This window comes from Arthrobacter sp. Leaf234 (assembly GCF_001422665.1).
In the GTDB taxonomy this organism is placed as follows: Bacteria; Actinomycetota; Actinomycetes; order Actinomycetales; family Micrococcaceae; genus Arthrobacter_D.
Window position 1 is genome coordinate 19,337 of the sequence record NZ_LMLU01000008.1, and the last position, 16,987, is coordinate 36,323.

17 protein-coding genes are annotated in these 16,987 nt (G+C 70.5%); 5 read left to right on the top strand and 12 right to left on the bottom strand.

Annotated elements, in window-relative coordinates:
• Positions 1-105 precede the first annotated feature (105 nt).
• The gene (locus tag ASF21_RS13730) at positions 106-1,071 is read left to right on the top strand and encodes a quinone oxidoreductase family protein (RefSeq protein WP_055772423.1); all 966 of its coding nucleotides are present in this window, start codon (positions 106-108) and stop codon (positions 1,069-1,071) included.
• 84 nt (positions 1,072-1,155) lie between these two features.
• On the opposite strand, the gene pheT is transcribed toward ASF21_RS13730, so the two are convergent.
• Both pheT and pheS read right to left on the bottom strand, forming a co-directional pair.
• Positions 1,156-3,699 carry a phenylalanine--tRNA ligase subunit beta gene (gene pheT, locus ASF21_RS13735; RefSeq protein WP_055772426.1) on the bottom strand — a complete coding sequence of 848 codons (2,544 nt, stop codon included), beginning with the start codon at positions 3,697-3,699 and terminating at the stop codon, positions 1,156-1,158.
• Complete coding sequence (gene pheS / locus ASF21_RS13740; RefSeq protein ID WP_055772429.1) at positions 3,700-4,782, bottom strand: phenylalanine--tRNA ligase subunit alpha; 1,083 nt, start codon at positions 4,780-4,782, stop codon at positions 3,700-3,702.
• A 216-nt stretch (positions 4,783-4,998) separates the two neighbouring features.
• Between pheS and ASF21_RS13745 the strand changes: the two genes are divergently transcribed.
• A complete protein-coding gene (locus ASF21_RS13745; protein ID WP_055772432.1) occupies positions 4,999-5,478 on the top strand; it encodes an eCIS core domain-containing protein in 480 nt (159 codons plus the stop codon).
• 96 nt (positions 5,479-5,574) lie between these two features.
• Here the strand turns inward: ASF21_RS13745 and pcp are convergent, their stop codons facing one another.
• The gene (gene pcp, locus ASF21_RS13750) at positions 5,575-6,213 is read right to left on the bottom strand and encodes a pyroglutamyl-peptidase I (protein WP_055772435.1); all 639 of its coding nucleotides are present in this window, start codon (positions 6,211-6,213) and stop codon (positions 5,575-5,577) included.
• A gap of 61 nt (positions 6,214-6,274) precedes the next feature.
• On the opposite strand from pcp, the gene ASF21_RS13755 reads away from it, so the two are divergent.
• Entirely contained in the window at positions 6,275-7,381 is a 1,107-nt protein-coding gene (locus ASF21_RS13755; protein ID WP_082471582.1) for an Rv2578c family radical SAM protein, read from the top strand.
• Between the two features lie 12 nt (positions 7,382-7,393).
• Here the strand turns inward: ASF21_RS13755 and ASF21_RS13760 are convergent, their stop codons facing one another.
• The 4 genes from ASF21_RS13760 to ASF21_RS13775 form a co-directional block, all read right to left on the bottom strand.
• Complete coding sequence (locus ASF21_RS13760; RefSeq protein WP_055772438.1) at positions 7,394-7,963, bottom strand: DapH/DapD/GlmU-related protein; 570 nt, start codon at positions 7,961-7,963, stop codon at positions 7,394-7,396.
• Between the two features lie 66 nt (positions 7,964-8,029).
• A complete protein-coding gene (locus ASF21_RS13765; RefSeq protein ID WP_235498990.1) occupies positions 8,030-8,485 on the bottom strand; it encodes an NUDIX domain-containing protein in 456 nt (151 codons plus the stop codon).
• A 22-nt stretch (positions 8,486-8,507) separates the two neighbouring features.
• Complete coding sequence (locus ASF21_RS13770; protein ID WP_055772441.1) at positions 8,508-8,756, bottom strand: hypothetical protein; 249 nt, start codon at positions 8,754-8,756, stop codon at positions 8,508-8,510.
• A 153-nt stretch (positions 8,757-8,909) separates the two neighbouring features.
• Positions 8,910-10,070 carry a glutamate--cysteine ligase gene (locus tag ASF21_RS13775; RefSeq protein ID WP_082471583.1) on the bottom strand — a complete coding sequence of 387 codons (1,161 nt, stop codon included), beginning with the start codon at positions 10,068-10,070 and terminating at the stop codon, positions 8,910-8,912.
• Between the two features lie 331 nt (positions 10,071-10,401).
• Between ASF21_RS13775 and ASF21_RS13780 the strand changes: the two genes are divergently transcribed.
• Entirely contained in the window at positions 10,402-11,700 is a 1,299-nt protein-coding gene (locus ASF21_RS13780; protein ID WP_082471584.1) for an MFS transporter, read from the top strand.
• A 101-nt stretch (positions 11,701-11,801) separates the two neighbouring features.
• Here the strand turns inward: ASF21_RS13780 and ASF21_RS13785 are convergent, their stop codons facing one another.
• The 4 genes from ASF21_RS13785 to infC form a co-directional block, all read right to left on the bottom strand.
• The gene (locus ASF21_RS13785) at positions 11,802-12,764 is read right to left on the bottom strand and encodes a TrmH family RNA methyltransferase (RefSeq protein WP_055772444.1); all 963 of its coding nucleotides are present in this window, start codon (positions 12,762-12,764) and stop codon (positions 11,802-11,804) included.
• Between the two features lie 44 nt (positions 12,765-12,808).
• On the bottom strand, positions 12,809-13,198 hold the full coding sequence (gene rplT / locus ASF21_RS13790) for a 50S ribosomal protein L20 (RefSeq protein WP_055772447.1): 390 nt from the start codon (positions 13,196-13,198) through the stop codon (positions 12,809-12,811).
• 89 nt (positions 13,199-13,287) lie between these two features.
• Positions 13,288-13,482 carry a 50S ribosomal protein L35 gene (gene rpmI / locus ASF21_RS13795; protein ID WP_055772451.1) on the bottom strand — a complete coding sequence of 65 codons (195 nt, stop codon included), beginning with the start codon at positions 13,480-13,482 and terminating at the stop codon, positions 13,288-13,290.
• Between the two features lie 106 nt (positions 13,483-13,588).
• On the bottom strand, positions 13,589-14,713 hold the full coding sequence (gene infC / locus ASF21_RS13800; RefSeq protein WP_055772454.1) for a translation initiation factor IF-3: 1,125 nt from the start codon (positions 14,711-14,713) through the stop codon (positions 13,589-13,591).
• Positions 14,714-15,053: 340 nt separating this feature from the next.
• Between infC and ASF21_RS13805 the strand changes: the two genes are divergently transcribed.
• Positions 15,054-15,554, top strand: coding sequence for a DUF1844 domain-containing protein (locus ASF21_RS13805; protein ID WP_321166902.1), 501 nt, complete (start codon positions 15,054-15,056; stop codon positions 15,552-15,554).
• A 124-nt stretch (positions 15,555-15,678) separates the two neighbouring features.
• Here ASF21_RS13805 and ASF21_RS13810 read toward each other — a convergent pair whose 3' ends face one another.
• Positions 15,679-16,980 (bottom strand): MFS transporter, encoded by a 1,302-nt coding sequence (locus ASF21_RS13810; RefSeq protein ID WP_055772456.1) that lies wholly within the window; start codon positions 16,978-16,980, stop codon positions 15,679-15,681.
• Between the last annotated feature and the right edge of the window lie 7 nt (positions 16,981-16,987).

A 16,987-nucleotide genomic window follows, 5' to 3' on the forward strand; every position in this document is an offset into this window, starting at 1 on the left:
CCCCAACCCTACAGCAAGGATATGCAGAGCTACACATAGTTATGCAGTCCTTCGGTGCGGCCTGCGGGAATAGCATGGGCAGACGCCACCGAAAGGATCAGCATCATGCCCTCAGCCATCGTCGTCCGGCAGGCAGGCGGACCCGAGGTCCTCGCCCTCGCTCCCGCGGACCGCCCGGAACCGGGTCCCGGCCAGCTCCTCGTGAAGGTCGCCGCCGCCGGGGTGAACTTCATCGAGACCTACCAGCGCAGCGGCGCCTACCCCGTCGAGCATCCCTTCACCCCGGGAGCCGAGGCAGCGGGCACCGTCGAGGCGCTCGGGGCGGAGACCGCGGGCTTCGGGGTGGGTGACCGCGTCGCCTTCGCCGAGGGGACGGGCACCTACGCCGAGTACGCCCTCGTCGACGCCGACCGCGCCCTGCCCGTGCCGGAGGGCGTGGACCTCGAAACCGCCGCGGCACTGCCGCTGCAGGGAATGACCGCCCACTACCTCATCAACTCCACGTTCGAGGTGCGGCCCGAGCACACCGTGCTGGTCCACGCCGGCGCCGGTGGCGTGGGTCTCCTGATCACGCAGCTCATCAAGGCCAAGGGCGCCCGGGTCATCGCCACCGTGTCCACGGCCGAAAAGGAGGAGCTGGCCCGCAGCGCCGGCGCCGACGAGGTGCTGCGCTACGACGGCTTCGCGGATGCTGCGAGGGCCCTGACCGACGATACGGGCGTGGACGTCGTCTACGACGGCGTCGGCAAGGACACCTTCGACGAGTCCCTGCGCGCGCTGAGGATCCGCGGGACGCTGGTGCTCTACGGGGCGGCATCCGGCCCGGTCCCTCCACTGGACCTGCAGCGCCTCAACAGCGGGGGTTCCCTGTTCGTCACCCGCCCCACGCTGGTCCACCACCTGCTCACCCCGGAGGAGCGGCGCTGGCGCTCCGAGGAGCTCTTCGGTGCCGTCGTCGCCGGCCATCTCGAGGTGCGCATCGGCGCCCGCTACCCCCTCGCGGAGGCCGCACGCGCCCACGAGGACCTGCAGGGCCGCAGGACCACGGGGAAAGTGCTGCTGGTCCCCTGACCGGACTGCGTGTCCGGACGACGGAAGGCCCGCCCGCGCGAGCGTGGGCGGGCCTTCCGTCGTGCCGAGCGGGTCTCCCGGAGGTCAGCGCTGTACGGCTCCGAAGCGCTCGGCCGCGCCGGCGACGGCGCTGTCCCGCGCGGCGCTCGCCTCCTCGGCGGTCAGCGTCCGGTCGGGAGCACGGAAGCGCAGCGCGAACGCCAGTGACTTGCTCCCCTCGCCGATGCCCGGGCCCGTGTAGACGTCGAACAGGCTGACGTCCTCGAGAAGTTCGCCCGCGCCCTCGCGCAGGGCCTCGAGCACGTCCCCTGCGACCACGGCGGCATCGACGACGAGCGCCACGTCCTGGGTCGCGGCAGGGTAGGTGGACAGCGGCCGGGCCACGATCACGTCGGCCGCGGCGTCGAACAGCAGGTCCACGTCGATCTCGAAGGCGACGGTCCGCGCCGGGAGGTCCTCCGCCGCGATGAGCTTCGGGTGCAGTTCGCCCGCGTACCCCAGCAGTTCCCCGCTGCGCAGCGCGAACTCCGCGGTACGGCCGGGGTGGAACGCCTGGTGGCTGCCCTGCCGGACCACGACGTCGACCCCGGTGACCTGCGCCATGAGGTGCACCGCGTCGACGGCATCGGCCCAGTCCCAGGCGCGGGGTGCCACCCCGGCCGACGGCGCCGCCTCGTGTCCGGTGAACAGGCCCGCCACGGTCTGCGGCTGGTCCGGGATCCCGGCGTACAGCGCGTCGAGGACGGCGTCGTCGGGCTTGATGCCCAGCGGCGGGATCGAATCCGTGCCGAGCGCATCGCCGGGCAGGAACACCGCCCCCGCCTCGAAGAGGGCGAGGTCCCGGAAACCGCGGGAGTGGTTCCGCCGGGCGAGTTCGGCGAGGCCCGGCAGGATCGACCGGCGGAGGAACCCGAGTTCGGCACTCAGCGGGTTGGCGAGCTTCACCGACGGCGCGGCCATGCCCTCCTCCGGTGCCCCGAACACGGTGTTGGACCGGGCGCTGACGAACGGGTAGGACAGCACCTCCGTGAGGCCCGCCGCCGCGAGGGCGTTCAGGAGCCGGCGACGCTGCTGCTGGCCACGGGTCAGGCCGCGGCCGGGCGGTGCCACGGGCAGGCTCGAGGGGATGGTGTCGTACCCGAGGAGGCGGATGATCTCCTCCGTGAGGTCCTCCCGTGTCTCGAGGTCGGAGCGCCAGCTCGGGGCCGTCACGCGGTAGCCGCCGTCGGTGCGCTCGACCGCCGCGCCGAGGTCGGTGAGCGTGCCGGTGATCTCGCCGTCGTCGAAGGGACGGCCGATCAGGCGCGCCGGGAAGTCGGCGGCCAACTCGATGACCCGCGGCTCCGGTGCCTGGCCGGCATCGGTCACGGCGTCGTCGACCGTTCCGCCCGCGAGGTCGAGGAGGAGCTCGACGGCGCGCTGCGCGGCGATGTCCGCCACGTGCCAGTCCACGCCGCGCTCGAAGCGCTTGGACGCCTCGGAGGGGAGCTTGTGGCGGCGGCGCGAGCGGCCGATGCTGACGGCGTCGAAGTGCGCGGACTCGATCAGGACGTTGCGCGTGCCGTCGGTGACCTCGGTCGCGGCCCCGCCCATAACGCCCGCGATCCCGATGGGGCCGGAGGCGTCCGTGATGAGGAGGTCCGCGGCGTCGAGCGTGCGCACCTTGTCGTCGAGGGTACGGAGCGTCTCGCCGGCGGTGGCGCGCCGGACCACGATCTCGCCCGAGAGCGCGTCGAGGTCGTAGAAGTGCAGCGGCTGGCCGAGTTCGAGCATCACGTAGTTGGAGATGTCGACCACGAGCGAGATGGAGCGGATCCCCGCGAGGCGCAGGCGCGCCGACAGCCAGGGCGGGGTGGGCCGGGTGGGGTCGACGCCGCGGACCGTCCGGGCCACGAAGCGGTCGCAGCCGGGGACACCGTAGACGGGCGCACCGTCCTCGAGCCGCACCGGGTAGCCCCCGCCCGTGCCCGGCGGCACGACGACGGAGGCCGCCGGGTCGGTGAAGGCCGTTCCCGTGGCGTGGGCGTACTCGCGGGCCACACCCCGGATGGAGAAGCAGTACCCGCGGTCCGGGGTCACGTTGATCTCGGCGGCCTCGTCGTACAGTCCGAGCAGCTCCATGGCGTCGGTGCCGACCTCGGGATCGAGGCCCAGCGTCGAGAGCACGAGGATGCCGTCGTGGTCATCGCCGATCCCGAGCTCGCGCACCGAGGCGATCATGCCGGCGGACACGTGCCCGTAGGTCTTGCGGGGGCTGATGCGGAAGTCGCCCGGCAGCACCGCGCCGGGCAGCGTGACCACCACCTTGTCACCCTCGACGAAGTTGTGGGCGCCGCAGACGATGCCCTGCACGCCGGAGGGATCGATCCCGTCGCCGGACAGCGCCTGCCCGGCACCCTCGGGCACCACGCGCACCTGGCACCAGTTGATGGTCTTCCCGTTGGACTGGGGTTCCTTGACCAGGCTGAGGACCTGCCCGACGACTATCGGTCCGGTCAGCTCGTCGGTGGGACGGTGGACGTCCTCCTCCTCGAGCCCGACCTTCACGAGCTCCGCCATGACGTCTTCCGCGGTGGCGTCCGCAGGTACGGCTGCGTACTCGCGCAGCCAGGAGAGTGGGACTCTCACTTAGATCTCCATCCCGAAGTGTTCGCTGAAACGTACATCGCCCTCGATCATGTCGCGCATGTCGATGACCTCGTTGCGGAACATGAGTGCCCGCTCGATCCCCATCCCGAAGGCGAAACCGGAGTACACGTCCGGGTCGATCCCGGTGGCCCTGAGCACGTTGGGGTTGACCATGCCGCAGCCGCCCCACTCGATCCAGCGCGGCCCACCCTTGGCCCCCGGGTGCCAGATGTCGAGTTCGGCGCTGGGTTCGGTGAAGGGGAAGAAGTTCGGCCGCAGGCGCACCCTGGCGTCGTCGCCGAACAGCTGCTGCGTGAAGTGCTCGAGCGTGCCGACGAGGTCCGCCATGGTGAGGCCCTTGTCGATCGCGAGGCCCTCGAACTGGTGGAAGACCGGCGTGTGCGTCGCGTCGAGCTCGTCGGTGCGGAACACCTTGCCCGGGCAGAGCACGTAGATGGGCAGCTCGCGCTCGAGCATGGACCGCACCTGCACCGGTGAGGTGTGCGTGCGCAGCACGAGGTGCGCTTCGGGTGGCTCCACGAAGAAGGTGTCCTGCATCTCGCGGGCGGGGTGGTCCGGCTTGAAGTTCAGGGCGTCGAAGTTGAACCACTCCGACTCCAGCTCGGGCCCCTCCGCGATCTCCCAGCCCATCCCGACGAACACGTCGCTGACGCGCTCCTGCAGGGTGGAGAGCGGATGCCGTGCACCGGTACGACGGCGGCGGGGCGCGGCCGTCACGTCGACAGCCTCCTCGACGAGGATGCGGGCGTCCCGTTCGGCCTCGAGCTCGGTGGTGCGTCCGGCCAGTGCCTGGTTGATGCGCCCCCGCGCCGGGCCGATGTTCTTGCCCGCCGCCGACTTCTGCTCCTTCGGCAGCGCGCCGATGCCGCGGTTGGCGAGGCTCAGGGGCGACTTCTCCCCCGTGTGGGCGATCCGTGCCGCCTTGAGTCCGTCGAGGTCTCCTGCCGCAGCGATGTCGGCGAGCGCGGCATCCACGGCGGCGGCGACCGACGCGGCGTCCAGCGGATCGGGGACCTGCGCATCGGGGCCGGCGGGCCCGGCCTGCTCTGGGGTGTCGGACATATCGATTGCTACCTTGCACTCTCGCGACGTGCGGCGGGCGGCCTGCTCGGCCGGCCACGCCGTGGACAGGAAAACGCCGGCTCGCAGCGTGGGCGCACCGGCGGGTCAAGTCTAGGCGACCGGCTCGGCGGGCCCGCAACCGCATCACGCCCGGGCCCAGGCCTGCTCGTCGGACGTCGTCGGTGACCGGTTCTCCGGCCGCAGTACGATGTCGGCATGCACCGGAGCCTCGTGCCCGTCCTCAACTGGGTGAACCTGTCCACCCCGTGCGGCCTGGCCGTCGCCGTCCTGTCGGGCTGCAGGATCACCCGCGGTCCCCATGGCATCCTCCTCGCCGAGGGCTACCGGAGGCGCCTGCCGAGGGCCCGTGCGTTCACCGTGGGTAGTGTCGTGCTGCTGCGCGGACGGGTCCCCCAGGACGCGCCGGCGGGCTTCCGGCGGCTCCTCGAGCACGAGGCGCGCCACTGCCGCCAGTACGCCGCCTGTCTCGGCCTGCCGTTCCTTCCCGCCTATCTGGTGGCCGCCGGGTACTCGCTCGTGCGGACGGGCGATCCGGCGTCGCGGAACCCGTTCGAGCGCGGGGCCGGACTGGCCGACGGCGGCTACCGCGAACAGCCGCTCCGTCCTGTCACAACCGCGGTCCGGGCCGCACTGGACACCAGGCGCGTGCGCCGGAAACAGGACCCGACGTCGTGAGCCCTGCCCGGCAGCGGTCCGCCGCGTGTCCTGCTCCGCCGGTCCCTGCGTCCTCTCCCTGCCCCTGTGTTCCCGCCGTCATCGTCGCGCCCGGTCCTAGTGCTCCGCGCCGGCGGAGACCCGCAGGTCCGTCGATGTCCCCGCCGTCGTCGTCGCGATGGCCACGAGCGCAGCCGCCATGTCCTCGACCGGGAGTCCCGGGGCGCCGTTCGCCTCGCCCTGCTCCGTCGAGTACGGGACGTGGACGAAGCCGCCCCTCATCCCACTGCTTCCTGCGAGGCGGTGCATGAGCCCGTAGAAGATGTGGTTGCAGACGTAGGTCCCGGCGGTCTGCGAGACCTCCACCGGGACGCCGAGCGAGGCCACCGCCTCGCGGCACGCCTTGATCGGCAGGGTGGAGAAGTAGGCGGCAGGACCGCCCGGCTCCACCGCCTCATCGACGGGCTGACGGCCCGCGTTGTCCGGGATGCGTGCGTCGTCGACATTGATGGCGACACGCTCGATGGAGACGCGCTCGCGGCCTCCGGCCTGCCCCACGCAGAGGACGATGTCCGGCCGGTGGCGGTCCATCGCCTCCGCCAACGCATCGACGCTGCGGCCGAAGACGCACGGCACCTCGACGGCGGTCGCGTCCAGACCCTGCTCGCGCAGCAGGGACGTCGCACGCCGGGCGGCGAGCCAGGACGGGTTGGTCGCTTCTGTCCCGAAGGGTTCGAAGCCGGTGAGGAGGATCATTCGACAAGCCTAGGTCAGCCGTCGGATGACAGAGTATTAGAACGCGTGTTCTAATACTTCCATGCGGTGGGAAGGCCAGAGAGTCACGGAGCAGAACGGCAGCACCGTTGCGGAACCAAGCCTCCTGCCACTCGCGGGTCTCGTCCGCACGGTGAGGACCCCGGACTTCGCGGGGATCACCTTCCACGAGGTCGCCGCCAAGTCGGTGCTCAACAAGGTGCCGCCGACATCCTCGATGCCCTTCTCGTGGACGATCAATCCCTTCCGTGGGTGCTCCCACGCCTGTGTCTACTGCTTCGCGCGGAAGACCCACAGCTACCTGAACCTGGACACCGGGCTCGATTTCGACGCGCAGCTCGTCGTGAAGATCAACGCCGCGGAGGTGCTGGCCCGCGAACTCGCCAGGCCCTCGTGGAACCGCGACCATGTGGCCCTCGGGACGAACACGGATCCGTACCAGCGCGCGGAGGGCCGGTACCGTCTGATGCCCGGGATCATCTCCGCCCTCGCCGAGTCGGGGACCCCGTTCTCCATCCTCACCAAGGGCACGCTCCTGGCCCGGGACATCCCCCTCCTCGCGGCGGCGTCGCACGCGGTGTCCATCGGTGTGGGTATCTCGCTCGCGCTGATGGACCCGGTCCTCGCGGAGTCGATCGAGCCGGGCACCCCCGCTCCGAAGGCGCGTCTTGCGCTGATCTCGCGGCTGCGCGACGCCGGACTGCCCTGCGGGGTGATGGCCATGCCGATCCTGCCGTGGCTCACCGACGGCGACGAGTCCCTCGACCAGCTGTTCGGGGCGCTCGCCGCCGCCGGTGCGACCGGGGTCAGCGCGGGCCCCCTCTACTTGAGACCCGGGTCGCGGGAGTGGTTCATGCAGTGGCTCTCAGCGCATCACCCCCGCCTCGTGTCACGGTACGAGGGCCTGTACAGCAGCGGGAGCTATGCGTCGAAGGAGTACCGCGACTGGCTGTCGGGACGGATCCGCGTCTTCAGGCGGAAGCACGGACTCACGGCGGGCGCCGGGTTCTTCCGGAACCTGACGCCGACCGGGTCCCCCGCACCAGCCACTCCCGGCGCTCCCGGCGCTCCCGGCGCTCCCGGCGCTCCCGGCAGGCAAGCACCGTCAGACGCACGGACGCCCGCTCCGGTTCAGGCGGCGCTCTTCTGACCAGCGGTCGGGTCAGCCGGTCACCGAGCGCACCACTCGTGCCGGAGAACCGACGACGACGGCGTTCTCCGGCACGTCCTTCGTCACGACGGCAGCGGCTGCGACGACCGCGTTGTCCCCGATGGTGACCCCGGGAAGGATGATCGCGTTCGAGCCGACCCAGACGTTCCGGCCGATGACGATCGGGGCGGGGATCATGTCGGCGCGCCTGCCGGGGTCGAGGTCGTGGTTGAGGGTTGCCATCACCACGTTGTGCCCGATCAGGCAGTCGTCCCCGATGACCACCCCGCCCTGGTCCTGCAGCTTGCATCCGGCGTTGATGAAGATGCGTCGCCCCAGGGTGATGTTCCGGCCGAACTCCGAGTAGAACGGCGGGAACACCGTCACGGTCTCGTCGACCGGCCTGCCGGTCAGCTCGGACAGCAGCACCCGGACGCGCGCCGGGTCCTTGTACCCGTTGTTGAGTTCGCCCGTGATCCGCAGGGCGTCCTGGCTCACGGCGTGCATCACCTCGTGCAGAGGCGAGTCGCCGGTGATGGTCTCCCCGGCGTCTAGTGCGGCGAGTAGGTCATCGAGTTCCACAGTTCTCTCCTTCGGCAGGTCAGGGTCTCCGGCGTCGGATCAAACCGTCGACGTCCGGCAGCAGGCTCATGACACCCGGCGTGCAGCCGCCTCGGCTCGCAACGCGGCGAGGATCGGACGGTCTGCCGGGATCCACGGGAGGGCTTCCAGCTCGTGGGAGGGGTCCAGGAGGACCCACCGCACCTCGTCGTGGTCCTGGAGGGGCGCAGGCTCGCCGTCCGCGACCTCGGCAAGCCAGACGCGCATCGCGGCCACAGCATTGAGCTGCCACCCCTGGTGGCCCGGACCCTCGATCTCGGAGCCCAGGACGGCGCGGACGCCCAGTTCCTCCTCGAGCTCCCGCAGGAGCGCCGCCTCGCAGGTCTCCCCCGGCTCCACCTTGCCGCCCGGGAACTCCCACATCCCGGCGAACTCGGGCGGCGCCGTCCGACGGGCCACGAGGAGTCGGGTCGGCTGCACGAGGGAGTCCACGACGGCGGCTCCCACGATCTGACGGAGCGGATCCGTTGCTGGTTGCGTCACCCGGGAAGTCTATCGAGTGCGCTCAGCTCTCCTCGGGCGAGGCCGGGCCGTCGCCCGTCGGCGCCGTCCGACGTTCCGGGTCATCCCCGCGCCGGTATTCGCCGTGCGGGCTCAGCCCGGGCACCTGCTGACCGGCGTTGAGTTCCATCGAGGTGTAGGACTCGTCGGAGAAGTCCGCAGCGCTCTCGGACGCGGGCTCGGCAGGCAGGTTGATGTCCTCGCGAAGATGCTCGCTGTGGGGTAATTGGGAGGGGTGCGGTGTCCAGCTCATCCCCCGATCACATCATCAGGGCGCGGGATCGGCCAGCTGAGGTCGACGGCACCGCGGGGCTTGACGAGCGGCGCCGATCGGTCTCGGGAGCGGCCCATCCCGCACGTTCCAGCATGCAGGGTCCGTCATGCAGGGTCCGTCATGCAGGGTCCGTCATGGCCTGCCCCGACCCAGGAGACCGGCGAATGAGCGTGACGCAGGACGAGCGGCGGCCTCATGCTGATCCGTGATGCCGCCGCGGGGGAGGTTGGTCACGCGGACCACCTCGGAGACGACGTCCCGGAGATCGCCCCTCCTCGACAGTGCTGCACGCTGGCGGCGCGCTCCGGTTCCGCGGGCGAGGAGCTGGCGCAGCAGGGACTCGGCGATCTCGGCGTCTCCCTGGTCCCTGAGGACAGGGCGCAGGCGCTGCAGGAGGGCGAGCGCGACGTCGCCTGCATCCTGCGGAGTGGCCGTCACCGGATGCAGGAGCCGTCCGTCCATGCCGAAGCGGCCCGCCCGCCACGAAGCCACCCTGACGGTCGCGGTGGGTATCTCGAGCGGCGGCACGCCGGCGTGCCACTCGCGTGCGGCGGTCTCGACGAGTCCCCGGGTCAGGAGCGCGATCAGGACGGCGTCGTCGGAGTACAGGCACACGTTGCTCACGCGCACCTCGACCGTAAGGTCCTGGTGGTTCAGGCGGGCGTCGAACGGGATCTGCCCGAGATCCACGGGTACGGCGGCCTCGAGGAGGGCCTCGACCGTTGCGTGGTACCGCTCCGCGGTTCCGAAGAGATCGCATGGACCCGCCATGGGCCAACGCCGCCGGGCCCGGGACCGGTAGCTGGCGTACCCCGTGTCCGCTCCGTCCCAGTACGGCGAGTTGGTCGACAGCGCCAGGAGTACCGGCAGCCACGGGCGGATGCGGTCGAGGACCGCCACACCTTCGTCGTCGTCCTCGACAGCCACATGGACGTGGCACCCGCAGGTCACCTGGTCGCCGGCAGTCAGGGCGAAGCGCTCGTGTGTCCCGTCGTGCCTGCTGGCGGGAGAGGCGAGCGGGAGGACCGGCTGCGGGGACACCGCGAGGGCGGCAGCCCGTGCACCCACCCGGAGGGCCGTCTCGTCGGCGAGCGTGCGGCACCTCGCGAGGTCGAGGGCGAGGTCGTTGACATCCCGGTGCGGTCGGGTGACTGTCTCGAGCCGCTCCTGCGTGACCTCGCACGTCAGCCGATCGTCGAAGCTCTGCTCGACGACCTGCCGGCCGACAGGCCTCGGCTCTCCCGTCACCGCGTCGACGAGAAGAAACTCTTCCTCGACGCCGAAGGTCCTCATGGCTTCATACCCGAAGGTGAAGCGGATTGCGTCCAGGCGCGTCGCGCGAGGACCTCTGCGGGTATCTGCATGTCGAACTCCTGAGCAGGAAGACGTGTCAGGGCCTCTGCTCACCCACGATTCCGTCAGCAATCGTAAGTCTGCTGAATTCCGGGCGGCAAACCCGTCGTGACGCACGTTTCCCTTGCATTTCCCGACCTCGGAGCCCTCGCCTAGGCTTGAGGGGGAACGACGACGTCACCTGTCGCCGTTCCGCCCGGCGGTCATCCCGTCCCGGGCATCCGGCGACCGGGCCGACCGCTCCCGACAGACTCCCGCCGCTAGGACACCCATGACTGACACCCCCGCCCAAGGACCACCCTCCCAACGCCTGTCAGGCCGCCGGTTGAATCTCGCCATCGCGGCGCTGGCGGTGGGCGGCTTCGCCATCGGTACCACCGAGTTCACCATCATGGGACTCCTCGAGCAGATGCGCGCGGATCTCGGCGTCGACTACGCCCAGGGAGGGCACGTCATCTCGGCCTACGCGCTCGGTGTCGTGATCGGTGCGCCGGTGCTCGCGACCATCGGGGCGAAGAAGCCGCAGCGCACCGTGGCACTGGCCCTGATGCTGGTCATCACGCTCGCCAACCTCTCGTCCTACTTCGCCTCCGGCTTCGGCTGGATGCTCGCGTCACGCTTCCTGTCCGGCCTGCCGCACGGCGCGTACTTCGGCGTCGCGGCCGTCATCGCCGCGACACTGGCCGATCCGGCGAAACGGGGCCGTGCGATCGCCATGGTGATGCTGGGACTCAGCATCGCGAATGTCGTCGGCGTACCGTTCGCGACGTGGCTCGGACAACAGTTCGGGTGGCGCACCATGTTCCTGCTCGTGGGCCTCATCGGCATCGCGACGCTGGTCTCCATCCGCGCCTTCGTACCCGACATCCCCGTCCGGCCGGGCGCGAGTATCCGCACCGAGCTGGGCGCGCTCCGCCGTCCGCAACTGTGGATGACCCTGCTCATCGGGATCGTCGGCTTCGGCGGCTTCTTCGCCGTCTACTCGTACATCTCGCCGATCATGACCGAGGTGGCAGGACTGGAGTCCACGCTCCTGCCGCTCGTCGTCGCGTTGTACGGCCTGGGGATGGTCGCCGGCAACATCCTGGGCGGCCGGCTCGCCGATCGGTCCATCATGGGCAGCATCTACGGCGTCATGGCGAGCATCACGATCGTCCTCCTGCTGTTCCCCGTGGCCGCCACCGCTCCCTGGTCCGCCTGCCTCTTCGTCTTCCTCGTGGGGACGAGTGGCTCGACGCTCATCCCGCCGCTGCAGGCACGGCTCCTAGATGTCTCACCCGGGGCTCCCTCGCTCGCCTCATCGATGAACCACTCGGCGCTGAATACGGCCAATGCCCTCGGCGCAGCGGTCGGCGGAGCCGTCATCACGGCCGGCTGGGGTTTCACCTCACCGGCCCTCGTCGGCGCCGGCCTGGCGGTCCTCGGCCTCGGCGTCGCCCTCCTGAGCGGCCGCATCGATCGACGGGACGCTCCGGCGCCTGACGGTGGATCGAACGGGCGGTCCGAGGCACCAGCGACAGCCGGGACGCCCGGTGCGGTGTCGAGCGCGGAGGGCGTCCGCGTCCCCTGACGAGTGGGGCGGCCCGGGTCGCCGCCGTGGGCATCCCTCCGGCCGGCACGGTGGACGCGTGGGTGGGAGTCCGGCGTCCATCCCGCCGGCACCGGTCAGCCTCAGCGTTGTGCGCGCGCCGAGGCGTAGAGGCACACCGTCGCAGCCGTTCCGACATTGAGGCTCTCGGCCCGGCCGTAGATGGGGACGGCGACACGGGCGTCGGCGGCAGCGGAGACCTCCTGGGCCAGACCCTGCGCCTCGTTGCCGAACAGCCAGGCCGCGGGCTGCTCGAGGCGCACCTCGGGCCCCTTCGTCGGGCTGGCGTCGGGCCCGGCCGTCGACTTGCTTGCCCCTGGGTCGACGTCCGGCCCCGCGGTGCGCGCGGGCCCACGCCTGGCGGCACTGGAGTCCTGCAGATCGTCGAGGCTCGTGCTCCCGTATCCGTCGGCGGCGAGGACGGCCAGTCCGGCAGCCCGCAGTCGCTCGGCCAGCCCGTCGAGCTCTGCGCCGATCACCAGCGGGAGGTGGAAGAGCGATCCGACCGTGGAGCGGACCGTCTTCGGGTTGTAGGGATCGACGCTCGCGCCGGTGAGGATGACGGCATCGGCCCCTGCGGAGTCTGCTGCGCGGATGATCGTGCCGGCATTCCCGGGATCCCGTACCTCGACCAGCACGGCGACGAGGCGCGGGCGCGCCGCCAGGACGTCGTCGAGGGAACTGTCGACGAAGCGGCAGACCGCGATGAAACCCTGGGGTGTCACGGTCGAGGACATCGCCGCCAGCACGTCGGGGCTGACCAGCCGCACCGTCGGCGTGTCGTCGGAGGCCAGGAGTGCAGCGACGTCAGGATGCCGCTCGAGCGCGTCGGCGGTCGCATAGACGTCGACCACCACCCCGGAGGCGCCGTCGTCGTTCCGCTGCTGGTGCAGCCGGAGGGCCTCACGGACGGCCTGTGGCCCCTCGGCGAGGAACTCCCGCCGCCTTAACCGCGACGGACGCCCGGCCAGACGTGCCACCTCCTTCACCCGATCAGCGTGGGTGTTGGTCATCAGTGGCGCCTGGGGGCGTCCGTTCACAGTCATCGTGGACCGGGTGCGCGGGCCTGGGCCCGCGGCAGCCGATGTGCCTAGGCCGAGGCCTTCAGCGGAGCCGACGTGTCGGCCGGCAGGGCGTTCTTGGCGATCTGGACGAGCGCGGCGAACGCGGCTCCGTCGGTGACCGCGAGATCGGCGAGCATACGGCGGTCGACCTGGATCTCGGCAGCCTTGAGGCCCTGGATCAGGCGGTTGTAGGTCAGGCCGTTGGCGCGGGACGCAGCGTTGATGCGCTGGATCCACAGGCGACGGAAGTCACCCTTGCGCTTGCGGCGGTCGCCGTAGCTGTAGACGAACGAGTGGAGCAGCTGCTCCTTGGCCTTGCGGTACAGGCGCGAGCGCTGTCCACGGTAGCCCTTGGCGCGTTCGAGGATGACGCGACGCTTCTTGTGGGCATTGACTGCCCGCTTCACACGTGCCACGTGTGTACTCCTTTGCTTCTTCGGTCACGGCCGCAGCCGCAGCGCGGCACCTGGGGTGCCCGTGCTTTCCCGAGGGGGTGGATTGGTGGTTAGATGCCCAGCATCTTCTTGATGACCTTGGTGTCGGCCTTCGAGACGATCTGGTCGCTCGCGAGTCGACGCGTCAGGGTCGAGGACTTGTGCTCGAGGTAGTGACGGCGGTTCGCCTGCTGGCGCTTCAGCTTTCCGCTACCGGTCAGCTTGAAGCGCTTCTTGGCTCCGCTGTGGGTCTTCATCTTCGGCATGGGAACCGATCTCCTTCTCGTAGCCGGGGCGGATGCACCCGGAGGTCGGCACCCGAGGGTGCCTGCTGGTTGTCGAACGTACCCGGGGGAACGGGGGCCGGGGCCCTTAGTCCGTGCTTCCGGGCTTGGGACGGCTGGTCGGGCTCTTGGGAGGAGCCGTCCGGCCGGCAGGCTTGGGGGTCGCCGAAGGCTTCGGCGCACCCGGCTTGGGCATGGCGGACGGCTTTGCAGCCGCCGCCGGCTTGGGTGCCGCCGCAGGCGACGGCGCCGGAGCCGTGGCAGGCCTCGGGGCGGCGGGAGCTGCAGACGCCGGCCGCGGCGTCGTGGATGCGGTCCGCGGTGCGGAGGATGCCGGCCGCGACGCGGATGAGGCAGGGCGCGACGATGCGGGGCGCTCGGTCGAGGTACGGGCCGGCGCAGACCGCGGTGCCGACGTCGAGCGCGTAGGAGCAGCCTTCGGTGCAGCAGCCTTCGGCGCTTCCGTCGTCGGCTCCTCACGTCCCGTCGCTTCGACCGCAGGAGCATCGGCAGTCGTCGACGCCGTCTCCGGCACCACCTCGACAACCGGGGCGGCGGGAGCCTCGGGCTCCGTGTTGACGGTGTACCCCTCCGGCAGGAGATCGGCGAGCGACTGCGTGAACGGTGCGTTGTCACTACCCGAGGTGTCGACGCGGCCGGTGTCGACACCGGACTTCGCAGCCTCGTTGGCGGCCTTCGCCTCGGCGCGCTGCGTGGCGCGACGGGCTTCGGCCTTCGCTTCGGCCTTGTTCTTCGTCGGGCCGATGACCATGACCATGTTGCGTCCGTCGATCCGCGGTGACGACTCGACCACGCCGACCTCCGCCACGTCCTCCGCGAACTTCTGGAGCAATCGGATACCCATCTCGGGCCGCTGCTGCTCACGACCGCGGAACTGGATCATGGCCTTGACCTTGTCGCCGGCTCCGAGGAAGCGGATGGCGTGGCCACGCTTGGTCTCGTAGTCGTGCGTATCGATCTTCAGGCGGAACCGGATCTCCTTGAGGACCGTGTTGGTCTGGTTCTTCCGCGCCTCGCGGGCCTTGACGGCCGCTTCGTACTTGTACTTACCAAAATCCATGAGCTTGGCCACCGGAGGCTTTGCCTGCGGTGCTACCTCGACCAGATCCAGGTCGGACTCGGCGGCAAGTCGGAGTGCGTCCTCGATACGGACGATTCCTACCTGTTCGCCGGCAGGTCCAACCAACCGCACCTCGGGGACGCGGATACGATCATTGATTCTCGGCTCGCTAATGTGTGACTCCTGTAGGTGCTCTAACCGAAACCGCCTGCAGACGGAAGAAGGCCTCCCATTGCATGCGCAATCGAAGGCCTCGGAAACCGGTACCGGATGACCGGAGGAAGCGTGAGCTTCCTGCACGTCCATCATCAGGACCGACCAGGGGACCCGGCTACCTGCAATGCTGCCGAAGGCTGCACCAGGCAAACGCGGGTGGGAGAGGACTCCGCTTGCAGACCGGCCAGCTTCAGCGCGCTCCTTACAGAGCACAGCGAGTAACGATGACCGGTTGGTCTATGCCAAGCTTACCAGTATGAACACGCCACACGACAATCCGCCGCACTCCCCCGACACCGACGCCGCGGCCCCCACCCGGCGTAGCTTCACGGAGGAGAACCAGCATCCCCTGGACGGCGGCACGGACGGTCACGGTGACGGGCACGACCGTGGTCCCGCGGACGGTCCGGGCGATGCCGAGCAGGACGTCCGGCGCCAGATGCGCGACATCTCCGAGGTGGCGGCCGTGGAGGTCATCGTCACGTCGGCCGTGCACCTCATGAGCGCGGCGGCGGTGAAATGCGGTCTGGGCCACGAGGAGAACGCGGAGCAGCTCAAGGATCTCGACGAGGCCCGCAAGCTCATCACCGCTCTCGCCGGCTTCGTCACCGCTGCCGCGCCGGAGATCGGTTCCCAGCACGCCGGACCGTTGCGTGACGGTCTGCGATCCCTCCAGCTCGCCTTCCGCGAGGCGTCGATCATCCCCGATCCGCCGGGGCAGGGCCCGGGCGAGAAGTACACCGGTCCGGTCAACTGACGCATCGCGCCGCCCGCGAGACCTGGCACGACGAGGGCCCGCACCGTTCGATCGGTGCGGGCCCTCGTCATGTCCGGCGGATACCCGGGCCGCTGCTCGATCCTCGCATCCAGCCGCCCGGATCCTACCGGCCGGCGTGCGCCGACTCCGCCGTGGCCGGACGGCGGGCCAGGTCGCTGACCGAGAACCCGACGACGCCGATCAGCGAGGACACGACGCCGACGGCGATGAATCCGCCCCAGGGGCCCGTGGCGTCGATCAGCAGACCGGCGACGGGAGCTCCGAGCGCGACGCCCGACGTCAGTGCGGACCCGTACCACCCCATCGCCTCCCCCCGCCGGTCCTCGGCGACGAGGTCCGCGACCTTCTCCGATGCAGCCGACAGGACCGGCGCACACAGCAGGCCGGCGGGGATGGAGAGGAGCGCGAGTTCCAGGGTCGAGTCCGCGAAGGCCAGGGGTAGGGTCAGGAGCGCCATGCCGAGCAGGAGGAGGGATGGCGGTACGGGTCGGTGGAGCGCCCCGTAGAGGAGTCCGCCCATCACGGAGGCGGCACACCACGCGACGAACACGAGGCCGAGTTCGCCTTCGTCGCCGGACAGCTCGAGCGCGGCGACGATCCCCACCTCGGTCCCCGAGAGCACGAGCCCGGCACCTGCTGCGACCACCATGACGATCAGGAGCGGGAAGGTCAGCCAGGGCAGCGCGCGGCGCACGCCCCTGCGGAGGAGCGAGGCTCTGGCTCCCGGCGACGCTCCGGTGTCCCGGGTGCCGATGAGATCGGCTGCAGCCTCTCCGACGCCGGACGGCGCGGCAGCGGGCACCGTGGCGGCGTCCGGCAGCTGCTCGGACCGCGTCGGCGGATTGAACCACATGAGGAACAGGCCGGCGGACGCGGTGGCGATCCCGATCAGCGTCAGCCCGAGGACCGTCGAGACCTGCGTCGCGAGGACGACGCCGACGGCCGGTCCCGCCATGAAGACGACCTCCGTCGAGATCGCGTCGAGCGTGAAGGCGGTCCGGCGCCGGTCCCCCTCGACCAGCACGCCCAGCGCCTGCCGGATCACGGAGAACGCCGGAAGCGTGAACAGCCCGCCGACGAGCGCGGCGACCAGGAGCCAGGGATAGGGCAGGTGCGGCGCGACGGACCAGATGACCGCCTCGGCGACGACCGAGGGGATCAGCGCGCGGCGCAGACCCGCACTGTCGATACGGCGTCCGCGCCAGGGCGCTCCGACGGCGATCCCGATGGTGACGACGGCGGCGACAGCGCCGGCTTCCGCATAGCCTCGATCGAGGGTCTGCACCACGTGGAGGGTCAGCAGCACACCGGCCGCGGAGTGCGGGAACCGGGCGATCATGCCGACGATCAGCAGGGTACGGACGGAGCGGATGCGCAGCAGGTCCCGGTATACGGCGAAGTTCACAAGTCGT

Coding starts and splice junctions, on each gene's coding strand:
- ASF21_RS13730 (WP_055772423.1), top strand. CDS start 106: ATGCCCTCAGCCATCGTCGTCCGGCAGGCAGGCGGACCCGAGGTCCTC.
- ASF21_RS13775 (WP_082471583.1), bottom strand. CDS start 10,070: ATGAGGACCTTCGGCGTCGAGGAAGAGTTTCTTCTCGTCGACGCGGTG.
- ASF21_RS13745 (WP_055772432.1), top strand. CDS start 4,999: ATGCACCGGAGCCTCGTGCCCGTCCTCAACTGGGTGAACCTGTCCACC.
- ASF21_RS13755 (WP_082471582.1), top strand. CDS start 6,275: ATGCGGTGGGAAGGCCAGAGAGTCACGGAGCAGAACGGCAGCACCGTT.
- ASF21_RS13770 (WP_055772441.1), bottom strand. CDS start 8,756: ATGAGCTGGACACCGCACCCCTCCCAATTACCCCACAGCGAGCATCTT.
- ASF21_RS13805 (WP_321166902.1), top strand. CDS start 15,054: ATGAACACGCCACACGACAATCCGCCGCACTCCCCCGACACCGACGCC.
- ASF21_RS13780 (WP_082471584.1), top strand. CDS start 10,402: ATGACTGACACCCCCGCCCAAGGACCACCCTCCCAACGCCTGTCAGGC.
- rpmI (WP_055772451.1), bottom strand. CDS start 13,482: ATGCCGAAGATGAAGACCCACAGCGGAGCCAAGAAGCGCTTCAAGCTG.
- ASF21_RS13785 (WP_055772444.1), bottom strand. CDS start 12,764: ATGACTGTGAACGGACGCCCCCAGGCGCCACTGATGACCAACACCCAC.
- pheS (WP_055772429.1), bottom strand. CDS start 4,782: ATGTCCGACACCCCAGAGCAGGCCGGGCCCGCCGGCCCCGATGCGCAG.
- pcp (WP_055772435.1), bottom strand. CDS start 6,213: ATGATCCTCCTCACCGGCTTCGAACCCTTCGGGACAGAAGCGACCAAC.